This window comes from Lysinibacillus phoenicis (assembly GCF_047238325.1).
GTDB lineage: Bacteria > Bacillota > Bacilli > Bacillales_A > Planococcaceae > Lysinibacillus > Lysinibacillus irui.
Genome location: NZ_JBDFMP010000002.1, coordinates 3,964,455 through 3,982,938 on the forward strand (window position 1 = coordinate 3,964,455; position 18,484 = coordinate 3,982,938).

14 protein-coding genes are annotated in these 18,484 nt (G+C 36.2%); 11 read left to right on the plus strand and 3 right to left on the minus strand.

Annotation, left to right across the window (positions count from 1 at the left end):
- Positions 1-119 precede the first annotated feature (119 nt).
- From ABC382_RS21380 to ABC382_RS21390, 3 genes are all read left to right on the plus strand, one after another.
- Complete coding sequence (locus ABC382_RS21380) at positions 120-1,028, plus strand: DMT family transporter (protein WP_322611795.1); 909 nt, start codon at positions 120-122, stop codon at positions 1,026-1,028.
- A 762-nt stretch (positions 1,029-1,790) separates the two neighbouring features.
- Complete coding sequence (locus ABC382_RS21385; RefSeq protein ID WP_274794138.1) at positions 1,791-3,059, plus strand: L-lactate MFS transporter; 1,269 nt, start codon at positions 1,791-1,793, stop codon at positions 3,057-3,059.
- 260 nt (positions 3,060-3,319) lie between these two features.
- On the plus strand, positions 3,320-4,012 hold the full coding sequence (locus ABC382_RS21390) for an AIM24 family protein (protein WP_274794137.1): 693 nt from the start codon (positions 3,320-3,322) through the stop codon (positions 4,010-4,012).
- A 41-nt stretch (positions 4,013-4,053) separates the two neighbouring features.
- Here ABC382_RS21390 and ABC382_RS21395 read toward each other — a convergent pair whose 3' ends face one another.
- Entirely contained in the window at positions 4,054-5,304 is a 1,251-nt protein-coding gene (locus ABC382_RS21395; protein WP_322606022.1) for a BaiN/RdsA family NAD(P)/FAD-dependent oxidoreductase, read from the minus strand.
- Positions 5,305-5,591: 287 nt separating this feature from the next.
- On the opposite strand from ABC382_RS21395, the gene asnB reads away from it, so the two are divergent.
- The 4 genes from asnB to ABC382_RS21415 all read left to right on the plus strand — a co-directional run bounded on the left by asnB (position 5,592) and on the right by ABC382_RS21415 (position 11,716).
- A complete protein-coding gene (gene asnB / locus ABC382_RS21400) occupies positions 5,592-7,442 on the plus strand; it encodes an asparagine synthase (glutamine-hydrolyzing) (RefSeq protein WP_274794135.1) in 1,851 nt (616 codons plus the stop codon).
- 264 nt (positions 7,443-7,706) lie between these two features.
- Positions 7,707-9,320, plus strand: a complete 1,614-nt coding sequence (locus ABC382_RS21405) for a putative polysaccharide biosynthesis protein (RefSeq protein WP_274794134.1) — start codon at positions 7,707-7,709, stop codon at positions 9,318-9,320.
- A gap of 10 nt (positions 9,321-9,330) precedes the next feature.
- Positions 9,331-10,044: a pseudouridine synthase gene (locus ABC382_RS21410; protein WP_274794133.1), complete on the plus strand. Its 714-nt coding sequence runs from the start codon at positions 9,331-9,333 to the stop codon at positions 10,042-10,044.
- 160 nt (positions 10,045-10,204) lie between these two features.
- Positions 10,205-11,716 (plus strand): diguanylate cyclase domain-containing protein, encoded by a 1,512-nt coding sequence (locus tag ABC382_RS21415; RefSeq protein ID WP_322611796.1) that lies wholly within the window; start codon positions 10,205-10,207, stop codon positions 11,714-11,716.
- Positions 11,717-11,819: 103 nt separating this feature from the next.
- Here the strand turns inward: ABC382_RS21415 and ABC382_RS21420 are convergent, their stop codons facing one another.
- Both ABC382_RS21420 and ABC382_RS21425 read right to left on the minus strand, forming a co-directional pair.
- Positions 11,820-12,989 carry an MDR family MFS transporter gene (locus ABC382_RS21420; protein WP_274794131.1) on the minus strand — a complete coding sequence of 390 codons (1,170 nt, stop codon included), beginning with the start codon at positions 12,987-12,989 and terminating at the stop codon, positions 11,820-11,822.
- Between the two features lie 292 nt (positions 12,990-13,281).
- A complete protein-coding gene (locus ABC382_RS21425) occupies positions 13,282-13,503 on the minus strand; it encodes a DeoR family transcriptional regulator (protein ID WP_049667439.1) in 222 nt (73 codons plus the stop codon).
- A gap of 357 nt (positions 13,504-13,860) precedes the next feature.
- Between ABC382_RS21425 and pepV the strand changes: the two genes are divergently transcribed.
- The 4 genes from pepV (at position 13,861) to ABC382_RS21445 (ending at position 18,422) form a co-directional block, all read left to right on the plus strand.
- Entirely contained in the window at positions 13,861-15,267 is a 1,407-nt protein-coding gene (gene pepV / locus ABC382_RS21430) for a dipeptidase PepV (RefSeq protein ID WP_312506621.1), read from the plus strand.
- Positions 15,268-15,294: 27 nt separating this feature from the next.
- Positions 15,295-16,146, plus strand: coding sequence for a D-amino-acid transaminase (dat, locus tag ABC382_RS21435; protein ID WP_312506620.1), 852 nt, complete (start codon positions 15,295-15,297; stop codon positions 16,144-16,146).
- A gap of 335 nt (positions 16,147-16,481) precedes the next feature.
- Entirely contained in the window at positions 16,482-17,486 is a 1,005-nt protein-coding gene (locus ABC382_RS21440; RefSeq protein WP_274794128.1) for a nuclease-related domain-containing protein, read from the plus strand.
- Positions 17,487-17,489: 3 nt separating this feature from the next.
- A complete protein-coding gene (locus tag ABC382_RS21445; protein WP_322606024.1) occupies positions 17,490-18,422 on the plus strand; it encodes a diacylglycerol/lipid kinase family protein in 933 nt (310 codons plus the stop codon).
- Positions 18,423-18,484: the final 62 nt, after the last annotated feature.

The following is an 18,484-nucleotide window of genomic DNA, read 5'->3' on the forward strand; positions in this document are numbered from 1 at the left end:
TTCTAGTTTGCTATACTTATGTTGTAATAGATACGTGAATAATAGAAAGGAAAGTAGATTTTTAATAGTTTTACCATAACTTATGTAGAAGTCTCTTTAAATGCAGGTGCAATTTAGATATGAAACAACTCACCATCTATATGATTTTATTTAGCTGTGTATTTTTTTGGGCCAGTAACTTTATAATTGGCTCTATTTTAATTGACCATTGGGCTCCTATAACAGTCGCCATTTTTAGATTGATTGTCATTGTTCTGTTTTTAGGATGTATTAGTTGGAAAACAATTAACCGAACAGCATTTACACGCAATGATCTAGTATTATTGGTCATTGCAGGCATACTAGGTGTCTCCATTAATCACTATAGCTTTTATGCCAGTCTTCAGCACACCTCTCCTATCACCGCGGCTTTAATCTTAGCCTGTGCACCGATTGTCACATCATTACTAAATAAAATGATTTATCATGAATCGCGGAACGGCATTTTTTGGCTAGGTGCAATCATTTCTTTTGTAGGGGTTGGTCTCGTAATTACAAAAGGAGCACTTATCTCGATTTCAATCGGTAAGGGTGAGGTGCTAAGTTTAATTACAATGCTAAGCTTTGCCTTGTTTCTAATTATTGTGAACCACCTTAGTCTAAAAATCTCTGCACAGTTGATTACCTTTTATACAAATTTAATTGGACTACTGGTGCTTGTACCCTTTTCCTTTACCATTTTACCGCAGACTAATTGGCATGTTGCAACTCCATATTGGTTGCTGTTAATTTTATCGGCGATTGTTATTCATGGGATTAGTAATTTAATGTGGAATCAAAAAATGAAGGAGATAGGGTCAACGAATGCTTCACTTTTATTGAATTTTGAACCAGCGATAGCTATGTTATTAAGTGCTGTATTCTTAAAACAATTTCCCACTAGCATTCAACTGTATGGATCCTTATTAATATTAATTGGAATTATATTATGTATTTACTATAAGGAAATAAAAATATTGCAGTTTTTAAAAAGAAGAACAAATGAATAGGGTGTTTTACCAACCAGTATGCTGAAATGATTTCTAGTATATTGGTTTTCTTTTTAGCTGCTTTTTTACTTTTGCACAAAAACAATATGATTTTAAAATTGGTCTTATTACAGAATATTTAAGGTCAATACAAGCAATTTATGCTAGTTAGTAGAGGAAAGCATTAGATTTACAGTAAGGAAAATATATATTTGAATAATAAAATGAAGGAGGTATTTATAATATTTTGCGAAATATACATCCAATGTATTGTTTATAAAGATAATTTTTGTAAGTTTAAGTAAAAAACAAGCTCCTTTTGAATTTTCTATCCTTTTTTTAAGCGCGTAAATTTCGTTTGTTTTGGCCAAAAAATTCTGTTTTATTTTGAAAATTTCTACATTATATTAATTTAATATGCAGAAGAATATAAATGTTTGTTAAGAGAATATGACTAGAGATAGAAGACGTATACACTTAGTGAATGTGATAATATACACAGAATTTATTATTTTAATATAATTTATAGTTATTCTGATAATAGAGTAGAAAAGTAATAATAGCTAAATGGTGTCGTATATTTTGTAGAATAATCCTCGTTCTACTTAGAGACTGTAAGGTTTGTATGCAGGAGAACGATAATGAAAAAACAAAATACTTTTTGGAGAAATAATATTTTTTCAAAAAACCACTTGCATTTGAATAATTCTAAGTGGTAAATTGTTTTACATGGACGTTCATAGAATTTTCACAGGTAGCAAAAGAGGGGAGAAATGAGAATTTATGAATAAAAATAGATGGTTAATTGCATTATCTGCAATCGCTATTCACCTTTCCATCGGTGGAGCCTATGCATACAGTGTATACAAGCTACCGATTGTCACGGAAATGGGATGGAGTGAAACAAAGGTAACTGTTGCCTTTACTATTATGATGGGGCTTGCTGGTTTTTCAGCAGCATTATTTGGTAGCTTAGTAGAAAAAATGGGGCCACGTAAATCGGCAATGGTAGCAGCTGTCTTATTTGGAGCAGGACAAGCTGGTGCTGGTGTAGCGATTTCAATGGATTCTGTTGTGATGTATTGGTTAACTTATGGTGTACTTAGTGGATTAGGTATGGGGATTGGTTACATTGCACCTGTATCAACACTTGTAAAATGGTTCCCAGATCGCCGTGGCCTTGCAACAGGTATGGCCGTACTTGGATTTGGTTCTGGGGCACTAATTACAGCACCGGTTGCAGCCAACTTAATGGAGGCAGTCGGTATTTCTACAACATACTTTATTTTAGGGGCAAGTTATTTCACGTTAATGATTTTAGGGGCTTCATATATAGCGCCGCCTAAGCCTGGTTATATGCCAGCTAATATGAAGGCAGCTGCCGATAATGGCAAAGAAGTTGTTAAAAAAGATTTAGCAGTTATGTCAGCACGTGAAGCTGTCAAAACAAAGCATTTCTGGATGTTATGGTCAATGCACTTAGTCAATGTAACAGCGGGAATTATGATGATATCTGTAGCTTCGCCTATGGCACAGGAAATTGTCGGTTTATCTGTTGCAGGTGCTGCAGCAATGGTAGGAATCATGGGGTTATTTAATGGTGGTGGCCGTTTAATTTGGGCTGCTGTATCGGATTATATCGGTCGTTCAAACGTATTCGTTATTTTCTTTATAGCGCAATTAATTACATTTATCGTTTTACCACATACAACGAACGTGATTATTTTCCAAGCACTTATCTTCCTAGTGGTTAGTTGCTACGGTGGTGGATTCTCAAATTTACCTGCGTTTGCAAGTGATTTATTTGGTACAAAACAATTAGGTGTTATCCATGGCTATTTATTAACAACTTGGTCATTGGGTGGTATTTTTGGACCGTTGTTAGTAAGTACAATTAAAAACGCTTATGGAAGCTATATTCCAGTATTCTATGTATTCGCTGGATTAATTGCTGCTTCGTTAATTATTTCAATAACACTACGTGCAGATGTACGTAAACGAACAGCTTTAAAAGCAGCACAAGATGTTGGAGACGTCTCTGCAACACAATAATTTGAACTACTATATAGGTGTCATTTCGCACATGGCACTTATATAGTATTTTTTTGCAGTGAGTGTTATATAACAATCGTTATTTCTTCGTTTAATGTATAACAGTCCACAAAGGATGTCAATAACATTACTGGAAATAACGTGATTTCGTTATTAAAAGAGAAAATTTGTAACGAAACACGGGATAAGGAACAAACAGTTAAAATTTGAATCTTTTCTCAAAGAAAAACGTATATAAGATAATTAGGGAGGGATTCATTATGGGGAAATTTTCTTTAGATGAATTTATTAATAAAACACAACAGGATGACAATGAAAATGATTATTTCGAATTGGAAACGGAACGTGTATTAGAGGTTAATTTAAACGGAGAAGTATGGTCGAAAATGGGCGCCATGATCTCCTATACTGGAGACATTAAATTTGAACGTGAGCGTGTTTTAGAGCATGGGCTTGGCAAGATGTTTAAAAAGGCGTTAACAGGTGAAGGAACGCAATTAATGAAAGCTAGCGGAAAGGGCAGATTATACTTAGCGGACCAAGGAAAGAAAGTAACGGTCTTTGATTTGAAAAACGACAGTATTTGTGTAAATGGGAATGATTTACTGGCCTTTGAACCTAGCATCAACTGGGATATCCGTTTAATGCGTAAAATGGCTGGCATCATGTCAGGCGGTTTATTTAATGTAACATTACAAGGTACAGGAAAAGTAGCGATTACAACACATTTTGAACCATTGACGTTATTAGTGAAACCAGGTGAAACTGTCTATACTGATCCACATGCTACTGTTGCTTGGTCAGGCAGTCTAACACCTGAATTTAAAACGGATATCAGCTTCCGTACCTTTATCGGTCGTGGTAGTGGTGAATCTATCCAGATGGCGTTTTCAGGTGAGGGCTTTGTTATTATCCAGCCGTTTGAAGAAGTTTATATGTCTAGTGAAAGCTAAAAAAGGCGTGTCCATTTTTCTCGGACACGCTTTTTCTTCTATTATAAAGCCGCATTCATGCCTGCAATACGTCCTGTTACGAGGGCGGAGGTGATATTATAGCCTCCTGTATAGCCATGAATATCAAGAATTTCCCCACAGAAGAACAATCCTTCTTTTTTCTTAGAAGCCATTGTTTTCGGCTCGATTTCTTTTACGGAGACACCACCGCCTGTAACAAAGGCTTTATCAAGTGACTGTGTGCCGCTCACTGTCAATGTGAAGTTCACTAGTAAACGTGCTAGCTGACGGATTTTATCTTGGGATAATTCGGCACCTGTCAATTGGACATCGATATTTGCTCGTTCACATAAAAATAATAGCCAACGTTCAGGGGCAATGCCCTTCCAAACATTTTTCACTGCCTTTTTTGGATCTTCCTTGATTAGCCTATTTAAATATTGCAAACATGTTTCTTCATTAAAATCAACTAGTGTTTGTATACGCATGGTCACTGGCTCATAGCCTGTTTTCATTAATTCTTTGACAACAAATTGACTACAGCGTAAAACAGCAGGACCACTTAAGCCGAAATGGGTGAAGAGCATATCCATTTGATGTGTAACGAGCACCTTACCCTTTTTGTTTAACACAGATACAGCCACATCACGTAATGCTAGCCCCTGAAGCTCACGCGCTTGTATAAAATCCTCTTTTGAAATAACGGGGACTTCAGTTGGAAATAATGTTGTAATTGTATGGCCAGCCCGTTCTGCCCATGGATAGCCATCTCCTGTTGAACCTGTTTGTGGGACAGCCTTACCACCAACAGCCACAACGACTGCTTGGCTACGAACTTCTGAGCCATCAGCAAGACGTACACCAAGAATTTTTTCCTCATCCATAACAAGCTTACTAACGGCTGTGTGTAAACGAACCTCGACATGGAGACGTTGAAGCTGCCTAATCAACGCATCGACAACATCTTGTGCACGATTTGACACAGGGAACATTCTGCCATGATCCTCTTCCTTCAGTGCCACACCAAGCCCTTCAAAAAATGTAATAATATCTTCATTATTATAAACGGTAAACGGGCTATAGAGAAAACGACCATTACCAGGTATATGCTTTACGATTTCTTCGACAGGCAAACGATTTGTAACATTACAGCGTCCACCGCCAGAAATGGCTAATTTTTTGCCAAGTTTCGCTCCTTTTTCTAACAATAAAACTTTCTTTTTACGCTCTCCAGCAGCAATTGCCGCCATTAAACCAGATGGGCCACCACCGATCACGATTACATCATACATAGTTAGAAACTCACTTTCTGTTCAATTTAGGAATCTTTCCTATTATACATGAAGTCTATATAGAGAGGGGGCTTGTTTGACATTGAAAATAATAGAAAAGTGTTTTATAATTCTTTATCTCATCTTTCATGATGAACACTATTTATAGTAGAATGAAACACAATAATCTTTGTTATTCAATTATAACGATGAAAGTTTTCCTTTATTAGCATTGTCAGCATGAAATGAATGTCTTTTCGTGCTATTATGGTAAAGGTTATGCACTAAATTATGAGGTGAAAAATAGAATGTGCGGATTTATAGGGTATATTAATGGAACAAATGTGATTGATCATCATCAAACAATAGAAAATATGATGAATACAATTATTCACCGCGGACCGGATAGCGGCGGTATTCATAGTGACGATAAAGTAACGTTAGGTTTCCGTCGATTAAGTATTATTGACTTATCAGACGTAGCCAATCAACCATTATATAGTGAAGACGGCAATATCGTGCTTGTATTTAATGGAGAGATTTTTAACTTCCAAGAGCTGCGTGCAGATTTAATTGAAAAAGGTCATACTTTTAAAACACAATCAGATAGTGAAGTTATTATTTATGGTTATGTAGAATATGGCGTAGATTTTGTGAAAAAATTACGTGGGATGTTTGCCTTCTGTATTTGGGATAAAAAGAATGATTTACAATTTATCGCTCGTGATGGCTTTGGTATTAAACCATTGTACTACTCTGAGCATACAACAGATGGTACATTTATTTTCGGATCTGAAATTAAATCGTTTTTACCACATCCTTCTTTTATAAAAGAATTAAATAAACAGGCATTACGCCCGTATTTAACATTCCAGTATTCATCTATGGATGAAACATTCTTTAAAGGTGTCTTTAAATTACCACCAGCACACTATATGCTGATTCAAAATGGTCAAAAGCAAATCGTTCAATATTGGGATAAAAAATTCCATGCAAAAGAAGCACCGATAGAAAAATATATTGAAGATATTCGTTCCACTGTGAAAGAGTCTGTAGAGGCTCATAAAATTAGTGATGTAAAGGTTGGTTCATTCCTATCAGGTGGTATTGACTCTAGTTATATAACGTCTTTATTACGCCCAGATAAATCCTTCTCAGTTGGATTTGCTGACTATGAAGATATGTTCAATGAAACAAACCTTGCAAAAGATTTATCAGATACGTTAAATATTCAAAATGAACGTAGATACATTACGGCAGATGAGTGCTTTGAAGCACTTCCTAAAATTCAATGGCATATGGACGAGCCACAATCTAATCCATCTTCAGTACCACTTTACTTCCTTTCGGAGCTTGCTTCAAAAGATGTAACAGTTGTCCTATCAGGTGAAGGTGCTGATGAAATTTTTGGTGGCTATGCTTGGTATCAAAATTCAGGAAGAATGCAAAAATACGAAAAACTACCATTAGGTCTTCGTAAAACATTACGCGGAATGGCAGAAGCTTTACCGAAAAATCAATATACGAACTTCCTTATTAAAGGTGCCCAAACAGTAGAAGAACGTTTTATTGGGGAAGCAGTAGTTTGGGATGAAGTAGATGCCATCAATGTTCTAAAGCCTGCTTATAAAAATGCCCCATCTGTCAAATCGATTACAAAACGTATTTATGATGAAGTCCCTGGTGATGACGATGTGACAAAAATGCAGTACCTAGATCTAAACCTTTGGATGCCAGGTGACATATTATTAAAGGCAGATAAAATGAGTATGGCACATTCGATCGAATTACGTGTACCATTTTTAGATAAGGAAGTTATGGAATTAGCGAAAGATATTCCATCTAGATACCGTGTCAATGATATTGATACAAAGTATGTGTTACGTCAAGCTGCACATCAAGAGTTACCAGAAGAATGGGCAAAACGTCCAAAACTTGGATTCCCAGTGCCAATTCGTCACTGGTTACGTGAAGAAAAGTATTACAACATGGTAAAAGAAATGTTTACAACTGACTTTGCGAATGAATTCTTTGATACAAAACAATTAGTAGGCTATTTAGATGAGCACTATGAAGGAAAAGCAAATCGTGGTCGCTATATTTGGACAGCTTATGTATTCCTAGTATGGTACAAAAAGTTCTTCGTGGACATGGTATAAAGAAATATTCAAATCGGTGGGGATTTTCTACATCCTCACCGATTATTTTAAGGCCTTTTTTCATCAAGTTTCTTTATGAATGAACTTTTTGGTGTTTTTATGCGTCTCATTTCCTATAAATGTGGTAAGATTACAATTGGTTTACTTAAATCATTTACAAGGTGACAGCGTTTGCATGTCGTGTATGAGTAAGGAAAATGTTTTATAAGAGCCTTTAAAGTGTTACGATATTAATATTGATTTTACAATGAATGGATGGGTATGATGTCCAATTTAATGAAAGGTACTGCGATATTAACAATGGGGATGTTTTTATCGAAAGTCCTCGGATTAATTTATATTTTTCCGTTTTATGCAATTGTGGGTGAGAAGAACATCGCACTTTATCAATATGCATATATCCCTTATTCTATCATGTTGGCAATAGCCATTTCAGGTGCGCCAATCGCGGTTTCTAAGTTCGTTTCCAAGTATAATGCAATGGGAGATTATCAATCAGGTCGCAAGCTAATGAAATCGGGCATCCTCATTATGATGGTGACAGGCTTCGCGGCATTTATTGCACTCTTTCTTCTTGCAACGCCAATAGCAGGGCTGGTCATTAAGAGTGAGGAACAGGTCTTTACAGTCGAACAAATTGCTTCAGTCATACGTTGGGTCAGCTTTGCTTTAATTGTAGTCCCATTTATGAGTCTATGGCGTGGCTTTTTCCAAGGCTATGACAAAATGGAGCCTACTGCAGTTTCACAATTAGTAGAACAAATTGTGCGAATTGTTGTGTTACTGGGTGGTTCCTTCCTAGTAGTCATTGTGTTCAAAGGTAAACCAGAGACAGCGATTTCCTTTGCTGTATTTGCTGCCTTTATTGGAGCAATTGGTGGATTAGGTGTTTTGTATTATTACTGGAAAAAGTATCAGCCAGAATTCAATCTACTACGTAGTCAAAGTGTAACGTCCACACAGCTGCCTATGTCTAATATTTACAAAGAGGTCATTACCTACTCCATACCAATGGTGTTTGTTGGGGTAGCCAATCCTTTATTCCAATTAGTCGACATGCTCACGTTTAATGGAGCGATGACATCGATTGGTTTAGCTGAGGTGACTGATACGTATTTATCAATGATCAACTTTATGACACATAAGGTTGTAATCATTCCCGTTATGCTAGCAACAGGGTTTTCCATGGCGCTTGTCCCGACCATTACTAAGTATTACACTCAGGGCGAGTATTTATCACTACGTCATGCAATGGATAAAACCTATCAAATTTTAATTTTTATTACATTGCCAGCAGTGGTAGGGATTTCTCTATTAGCAAATGAAATTTACTTTATGCTTTATTCGGAAAGTGAAATGGGTGCAACCATTTTAGCTCATTATGCACCGGTTGCCATTTTATTTGCTTTATTCCAAGTAACTGCTGCCTTGTTACAAGGGATCGATTTTCAAAAGTGGATTGTTTTCAGCTTATTATCAGGGATTTTCGTCAAGCTTGCATTAAATATCCCATTAATCCGCTGGCTGGAGGCAGATGGTGCTATTGTAGCAACGGCTATTGGTTATAGCGTATCAATTATTATCAATATCCTTGTGTTACGAAAAACATTAAATTATCGATCAGAAATGGTTGTTCGTCGTGTTATGTTAATTGCTTTATTAACAATGGCAATGGCCATTAGCGTATTGATTGTGCATAAATTATTGGAATTATTAATGGGGCCAGTTGATAGTAAATTCTCAGCATTACTATTTTCTATTGTTTGTGCCGGAGTCGGTGCAGCTGTCTATGGCTTTTTATCACTCCGTTTAGGTTTAGCACAAAAGCTATTGGGTGAACGATTGACTCGTATTACGAGTAAACTGGGTATAAAATAGGAGTGGTACAATGCGTTTAGATAAATTACTAGCAAATATGGGGTACGGTTCACGTAAGGAAGTGAAGCAGCTATTAAAGCAAAAAGCTGTCACAGTGGATGGTGCTTATGTGAAAGATGCAGCATTACACGTAGACCCTGAACAGCAGAATGTGTCGGTGTTTGGAGAACGCGTCGTGTACACAGAGTTTGTCTATTTTATGATGAATAAACCACCTGGTGTTATTTCTGCCACAGAAGATTTAAGAGATGAAACAGTTATTGATTTATTAGAACCATTACACCAGCATTTTCAGCCATTCCCAGTAGGCCGTTTAGATAAAGATACGGAGGGTTTGCTGTTATTAACAAATGATGGTATCTTAGCTCATAACTTATTGTCTCCGAAAAAACACGTACCAAAAGTTTATTACGCACAGATTGATGGCGTAGTGACGGAAGAGGATGCAGAGAAGTTTGCTCATGGAGTGGAATTAGATGATGGCTATATAACAAAGCCAGGAAAGCTTGTAATCTTAAAATCTGCGCAGCAATCAGAAATTGAGCTAACGATACAGGAAGGCAAATTTCATCAAGTAAAGCGAATGTTCGAGACGGTAGGTAAACGAGTAACGTACTTAAAGCGTTTATCCATGGGGAATCTAAAATTAGATGATAACCTAGCGTTAGGTGAATATCGCGAGTTGACATCAGAAGAGCTTGAGAGCTTACAAAACAATCATTAACCAATTCCTCGATGCTAATATAGCATCGGGGATTTTTATATACAGTATAAGAACAGTAACTGTATAATATGAAATGAGTTATGGTGATATAGTCATGGAACTTATCATTTCTCTAAATGTTTCCAAAATATGATAGTGTAAATAAGTAGAGGACAAAAAAATGAAGAACCTGCGTATTAAATTATTACTATCTTTAATAGCTTTTGCAGTTATACTCGTAGCTGTCATTTCATATGTAAACAGACAAATACTAGTGGCGGATATAGAAAAGCAAGTAGCCATGAATAAAGTGTTAATTGAAAATCATATTCTGACAGATATGCAAACAATTGATAATGCTCATTTCTATTTTGATAAAAATATGTCGGAGAAAATGGAGCAGGAACTTAGAAATTTAAAAAATTATTACCGTGAAAACCCTAATATTGCTACTTGGGATTTACAAGAAATGAAAAATAAACATGGGATGGATATTTACATAGTAGATCAATCCAACAAAGTCACTTACTCGACATTTGCAAAAGATATTGGCTTGGATTTTTCGCGTTGCTGTCAACGTTTCTCTGCTTTATTGGATGAGCGACGCGCTAGCGGTGAGTTTTATTCAGATGGAATTGATATTTCAACGACGACAGGGGAATACCGAAAATTTGGCTATTTAGCAACACATGATAAAAAATATTTGCTGGAGCTAGGTATCGATTTATTGAATGATCCGGTCTTTCAAACCTTTAATTTTGAGAAAACCGCCGATTACTTAATTGCTAAATATAAAGATTTAGTAGAAGTGCAAACTATTAACGCTGGTGGAGTTTTCTTTGATAATTCAAGAACAAAGCGGAACAACGTGCAAGATCATTCCGAACAATTTCAAAAATATTTTGAGCTAGCCAAGAAAAAAATGGAGCCAGTTGAATATCAAACCTTAGATCATAGTTATATAGAAACACATCTTTTTTTGCCTTATGAAGCAGAGACAGTGAGAGGAGAGTCCTCAAAAAGAGTGGTTTATGTAAAATTTGTAAATTTTACTAAAATTGAAGCACTCCAAAAAAATACACAACAATTTTGGATTTTACTAACCATTGCTTTACTAACTTCCTTTATTATGTTATTAGTTATTAATAAAATTTTATCTAAAACAATCCACTTGGCGACCTTTGATCCGTTAACAGGTGTTTATAATCGTGCTACTTATATACGGAAGATTGACAATTTATTAAGAAAAAGAAAAATGAATGTGCCCGGTTTATTGTTAATTGATTTAGATAATTTTAAGCAAGTGAATGATCAATATGGGCATGTAGAAGGGGATCATATCCTGATTGAAACAGCCTTGATTTTAAAGCGTGTAGTGAAAAACAACGGTTTTGTTGTGAGATTCGGTGGAGATGAATTTGCCATTGTCTTGTACGATACAACAGAACAACATATGCAGCAAATTGCAGAGGGTATTTTGACTCAAATAAGAACCGTTCAATATGAGGGACGGACAAGTGAAAAATGGTCTGTCTTATCTGTGAGTATGGGGGGTTCCCTTTATCTTGCTGAAGATACAGAAATGAGCTTATTTGAAAGGGCTGATAAGGCGCTCTATCAATCTAAAAATGCTGGTAAAGATCAATATTCTAGTTATCAAGAAGTCGCTGCGGACAACCAATATAAAATTTAAAAAAACGCTCCATTCTCATTGATAGCCAGATTGGTTATTTTTAAGAAATGGAGCGTTTGTTTTAATTCAGCAAATGTCGCTATATCGAAAGAGATGCTTGCTATTAATGGGTTGTTGTTTTTGATCTGTAAAAGATACAGCTACATAATACAAGAATGGCGATGACAGCAAACATAGCATTCATATAATGAGTTAATAGCCAACCACCTATGATTGGACCAATGAAGCCTCCTAAATTTTTAAATTGTGCTGCGCCAAGATAAGTAGCTTTTTGGGTATCAGGCGCAATTTCATCAATCATGACATTCATCGTTGGGAAGGCAAATATTTCACCAATGGTAAAAATAATCATAGCGATAATATAAAGCGTATAGTTATTGGAGAAACCGAACAAAAAGAGTCCAAGTGCAAAGAACAGGATTCCCACTAACAATGTTGAGGATGATGAAAAACGCTCTGACACAATACTAATCGGTAATTGTAATAATAAGACGACTGCCGCATTGAGTGAGATTAATAGAGAATAAAGCTTCGCACCATCGTCTATTTTTAGTTCAATAATTTGCGGTAATGTAGAATCAAATTGGGAGTATCCAATATTGATTAAGATCGCACCAAAAATAAAGCTAAGTAGGACACGATTTGTTAAAAGGATTGTGAATGTACTTAGAATTTTTGTTTGAGCGACAGCTTTTGGTTGCTGCATTTGATAACGATTTAACACGAAAAATAAAAATACAGCGTAAATAATATACATAATACCTGTCAGCATAAAAGGGATGCTTGGACTGGATAGCTGTGAAATGTATACACCGATTATTGGTCCAATGACAGCGGCAATATTAATGGCTGTGTAACGTAATGAAAATAGTCTTTTTCGTTTATCAGCAGGTGTAAAATCAATCATTAATGCTTGTGTGGATGGTTCAAAAAATGAACGGCAAAGACCATTCAAAGCATTGAATAGTACAAAAAGCCAAACAGCATGAACGGTTGCGAAGCCAAAGAATACAAGACTCCAAACGACGATTGTTAGGAGAATAACACTTTTTCTACCGAAGCGGTCTGTTAAATAACCACCAAAAAAACCACCAACAGTAGAAATAAGCGGGGCAATACCAATCGTTAACCCGATTTGTAAAGGGGAGGCTTCAATTTCATTATGTAGATAAATAGCTAAAAAGGGCATTGCCATAAAGCTTGCAATACGAGTGAAGATTGTTCCACCTAAAATAATCCAAACTAATGGATGAAACAACGTAGAAAATTTCATTTAAAATCCTCCTCTCAACATTTAGAATGTTTCGAGTTTAACGGATTGTTAAGCAACTGTAAATAGTCAAAATACTTTTGATGAAGAACGGGGGTAACATTTTATAAAGATAATAAAGTGAAGTGTCTAATTCAAACAACTAATCGAATGGATTGAAAATAAGATTCTTTAACCAATAATTCCACTCTTCAACAACTCACAAAAATCTATTAACCTTTTAAAGACAAAAAAGAATGACCCCGACGAAAGGCCATTCTTTTCCAAACAAATGCTTTACGTACAAAACGTAAAACTAAGACGTCAATTTTACTTTTTTCTTCGTCGTTGTCCATTTGCCTCGACTTGGACTCATCACCAAATCGTTAAAGGCTAACACGTTCAAATCTCTTTGAACGGTGCGAGGAGTGATACTAAACTCTTCGACTAAATCCTGTGTAGACACGGTTCCTTTGTCTAAAATAAACATGTACACGTCTTTAATACGATTAAGCATTCGATCAGTAGTTGGTTTCATTAAATGAACCACTCCTTCATCTTAATTCTCTTGGCAAAGACTAGCGGACGACAATATGTGCGGAGTGCACTTAGGCTAATAAGTAGCTGCCTTAGACATCCCCTTTTCTAATTTTATATTCAGAACAATAATTCTGATAACTTTATTATATAGAAAAACTACTTAATTTTCTAGTGAATGCAAGAGAAATTTACATTTTAAACATAAAATTTATACTGTATTTTGTGGGAATACGTGAAAAACATGCTATATGTGGTAGTGTAAGTAGAAGTTACTGAAAATAGTTGTCAGAAAGCTGATTGTCATATATGTTGTAAGGTGTAGAATAATGTTAATACGTTGAAGGAGGAACATGGTATGGATTGGTTACAGGCTGCAAAAGAAAGGCAAGATGAATTAATACAAGATTTACAGGAGCTTGTGCGAATTAATAGTATTCTCGACGAGAATACAATAACTACTGAAGTACCTTTTGGAGATGGTCCACTTCAAGCACTTGAATGGTTACTAGCAAAAGGTCAGAATGAAGGTTTGCAAACGAAAAATGTTGATAATTATGCTGGACATATTGAAATGGGTACAGGAGAGGAACTATTAGGTATATTATGTCATGTGGATGTTGTCCCGATCGGAGATGAAGCCGATTGGACATACCCTCCATTCAGTGGCACAGTAGCAGATGGTAAATTATATGCTCGTGGTGCGATTGACGATAAAGGCCCTACTATTGCGGCATGGATGGCCATGAAACTTGTGAAAGATGCAGGTATTCCTTTAGAAAAAAGAGTACGAATGATTATTGGTACGGATGAAGAAACAGGATTCCGCTGTGTCGACCACTATTTCAAAAAGGAGGAAATGCCGACAATTGGTTTTGCACCAGATGCGGATTTCCCGCTCATTAATGCTGAAAAAGGCATTGCTGAGCTTGTGTTCTCTCAAAATAAAATGGGTGATGCAATGAAAGAACAGCTACTACTATTTAATGCTGGAAAGCGCCCAAATATGGTACCTGATTTTGCTAAAGCTACACTTCAGCACGTCTCAGCACGACTCGAACAGAATTTTCAAACATTTTTAAGCAAAAATCAGCTAGAAGGCTCTTTATTAATGGAGGACTCTCGCTATATAATAACTATCAAAGGTAAAGCAGCACATGCAATGGAGCCAGAAAAAGGTGTCAATGCAGCTGTTTATCTTGCAACATTTTTACAGCAAGAATTGACGACAGAAGCAAGTAAACAATTTGTCGACTTTATCGCAGATGTTTTTTATCAGGATCATTATGGGCATCAGCTTGATTTACAATTTGAGGATGCAATGTCGGGTCAGACAACATTAAATCCAGGAATCGTAAGCTATGATGTCAATAAAGGTGGCAGTTTAGTAATCAGTATGCGCTATTCTGTGTCTTATCCATTTGATGAAAAAATAACAACTGCACAACGCTTAACTGTTGAAAAAGGGTTTTCTCTAGATATTCAGGACGACTCAAAGCCACATTATGTTAGCGAAGATGATCCATTTATTCAAACATTGGCTTCTATTTATAGACGTCAAACAGGTGATACAGAAACACCTCTATTATCAACAGGTGGTGGGACATATGCACGTGTGATGAAAAAAGGAGTAGCATTCGGGATGTTATTCCCAGGAGAGCCAGATGTAGCGCATCGTGCGGATGAGTTTGTTGTGGTTGAAAACCTTGTTAAAGCAGCGGCAATATATGCTGAAGCGATTGTTGAACTTGCAGGAAAAAAATAACTCAAAGACGAAAAGGATGAATGAAATATGGCATATTCATTATGGAATGATCAAATTGTTGAAGAAGGATCGATTGCAGTATCGCCAGAAGACAGAGGCTATCAGTTCGGTGATGGAATTTATGAAGTAATTAAAGTTTATAACGGAAACATGTTTACAGCACAAGAACATATTGATCGTTTCTATGCGAGCGCCGAAAAAATTCGTCTTGTTATTCCTTATACAAAAGACGTTTTACACAAATTACTACATGAGCTAATTGAAAAAAATAATCTAGATACAGGACATGTATATTTCCAGATCACTCGTGGTGCAAACTCACGTAATCATGTGTTCCCAGATGCAAGTGTTCCAGCTGTTTTAACTGGAAATGTTAAAGCGGGTGAGCGTGCATATGAAAACTTTGAAAAAGGGGTAAAGGCCACTTTTGTAGAGGATATTCGTTGGTTACGTTGCGATATCAAATCTCTTAACTTACTAGGGGCAGTATTAGCGAAACAAGAGGCTGCTGAAAAGGGCTGCTATGAAGCGATTTTACACCGTGGTGATATTGTCACAGAATGCTCATCAGCCAATGTTTATGGTATTAAAGATGGTAAGCTTTATACACATCCAGCAAATAACTTTATTTTAAATGGAATTACACGCCAAGTGATTTTAAAATGTGCAGAGGAAATTAATTTACCTGTTATTGAAGAACCGATGACAAAGGCAGATTTATTAACTATGGATGAAATCATTGTATCCTCCGTATCTTCTGAAGTTACACCTGTTATTGATGTTGATGGCAACCAGATTGGTGCGGGAGTTCCAGGTGAGTGGACTCGTCAACTACAGCAAGCATTTGAGGCGAAATTACCGATTTCTGTAAATAAATAATAAAATAAAACGTTTAAGAGAACTATCGATAAGGGTAGTTCTTTTTTTATGGATGTAATGTTGGGTATCGTCATGTAAAATAAAAAGGATAGTAAAGAATAATTTTCCGTTTGAATTTCGTAGAACATGTGTCGATGTAATGTATACAATTGCTTCTTTTCAATTAAAAGTAATCGAAAGCTATTATACCTGCATCGTGGGGAATTACCGACAACCTTGATTTAGTGGGCGTTTGAAAAATAGAAAACAAATACCCCTTAAAATAATAGAAACAATTCTGAATCAAGGTAGAAAAGAACTAAAGATATGGTGAGTAAGAATGGAGTGACATTTACATGGCACAATTAGTGAAGATACAAGATTATATTTCACGCTATCAAATTGATTTAGCGAGATATCCAACACAATTTGTGCGCTTAAAGAAAAGCCAATGGGAGCGCATTAAGCGTCAGTGGGAATTGGGAGAGGATATTAGCGAGTGGCAACATATTGACAATGAGGCTGAAACGGAGGCTTTTGAGGAAAAGGAAAGATTTTCCCTCTTTAAAAAAATCTTTGCTGGTCGTCCAAAAGATACAACAGAAGATGTTGAACAGATAGAAATATCAGATGAGCTTGTCAGTGATGAAGATGCCATTCCAGAAGAAGAAACGACGCTCATTTTTGAACCTAAAATTGTGTATGCACCACAATCTGTTCATGAACTGAAACGAATGTTTATTGACCAGTTTTTCCATTTTCAAATGAAATGGGCGAGCTCTACATTACGTGAAAAATCATATGTAGATCCTCGTTTCATGCGTGACTCTTTACTACGTACGTTATTGCAAACTTTACCAGATAACTACTTGTTGTTTTATTATCCGATTCTACAAATAAGAAAAGCTCCTATTGAGCTAGATGTAGTACTTATGTCGCCAACAGAATGTATTTGTATTACGGTGTTAGAAGCTGAAAATCAAGCTGTTTATGTTGGTGGCAGTGACCGCTTCTGGATCAAAAAAGTAGGGACGAAAGATTCTAAAGTTCTAAATCCAACCATTAATTTAGGACGAATGGAGTCAGTACTATCTCAGTTATTTAAGCAAGATAATATTGATATGCCTATCCGTAAGGTTGTTTTAACTCGTAATGGTTATTTTGATTATCCTGGTTCACCATTTGGCGTTCGCTTTGTAGATCGTCGAAATTACGGGGAATGGATTGAACAATTAAGAAAAGTTTCATCACCTATGAAACATATGCAAATAAGAGCTGCACAAACGATTCTAAATACTGTCCAAACTACCTCCTTTAATCGAGATATTTGGCAGCAAGCACCTCAAGCATCAGAGGATTGATGTATGCAGATTTTAATTATTGTCAACGAGTCCGCGGGAAATGGCAAAGGGAGAAAGGTATGGCTACGGCTTCAACAGCAACTAACCATCACCTACCAAGTGGCTTTTACAGAGTACGAAGGACATGGACAAGAAATAGCCAAAAAATGGGCACAGCAACAGCGAGATCCTATGCTACTTGTCATAGTAGGTGGTGATGGCACAATCCATGAAGTGGTAAGTGGTGTTGTACATAATAAAAACATAATAATAGGTGTTGTTCGTGCTGGTTCTGGCAATGATTTTGCACGTTTTTTCCCTGTCTTTCATAATTCTAGCCAAATTGAGCATTATGTTAAGTCTGCAAAGGCAAGTACGATAAAGGATGTAGGGATAATTCACCTAGGAAATAAGCAAAAAGAAATCTTCGTTAATAATGCAGGCATAGGCTTTGATGCTCATGTTACAAAATTAATCAATACATCTCGACTTAAGCTATTCCTCAATAAAATAGGACTTGGTAAACTTTCTTATGCTGTTGCTGTTATAAGAGGATTATTCCGCTTTCATCGTTTTGATGTAATAGTACGTGCAGATGAGCAGGAATGGCAATTCCAGCAGGCATGGTTTGTGGCAATGAGTAATCAGCCTTACTTTGGCGGAGGTATGAAAATAACCCCTGCTGCGAGAGCAGATGATGGCCTAGTAGATATTACAATTGTCCATGGGATTTCACGTATTAAATTATTACTTGTTTTTGTCACTGTGTTTTTCGAAAAGCATACAAAATTTAAGGAAATTACTTTTTTACAAGGTCAACACTTTGATATTATCGTTGGAGATGATCAGGTTGATTGTCACACGGACGGCAATTATATTGGAGTTGTTAACGAGGAAACTACTATTCGCTGTACTGTGCAACAAAATGCATGGCAGGTGATTGACAAAGATTGCTAAAATATCATCGTACAATAATTTCATGCGAATTATAGGGGAATACGTTATACTATAAAAAAATC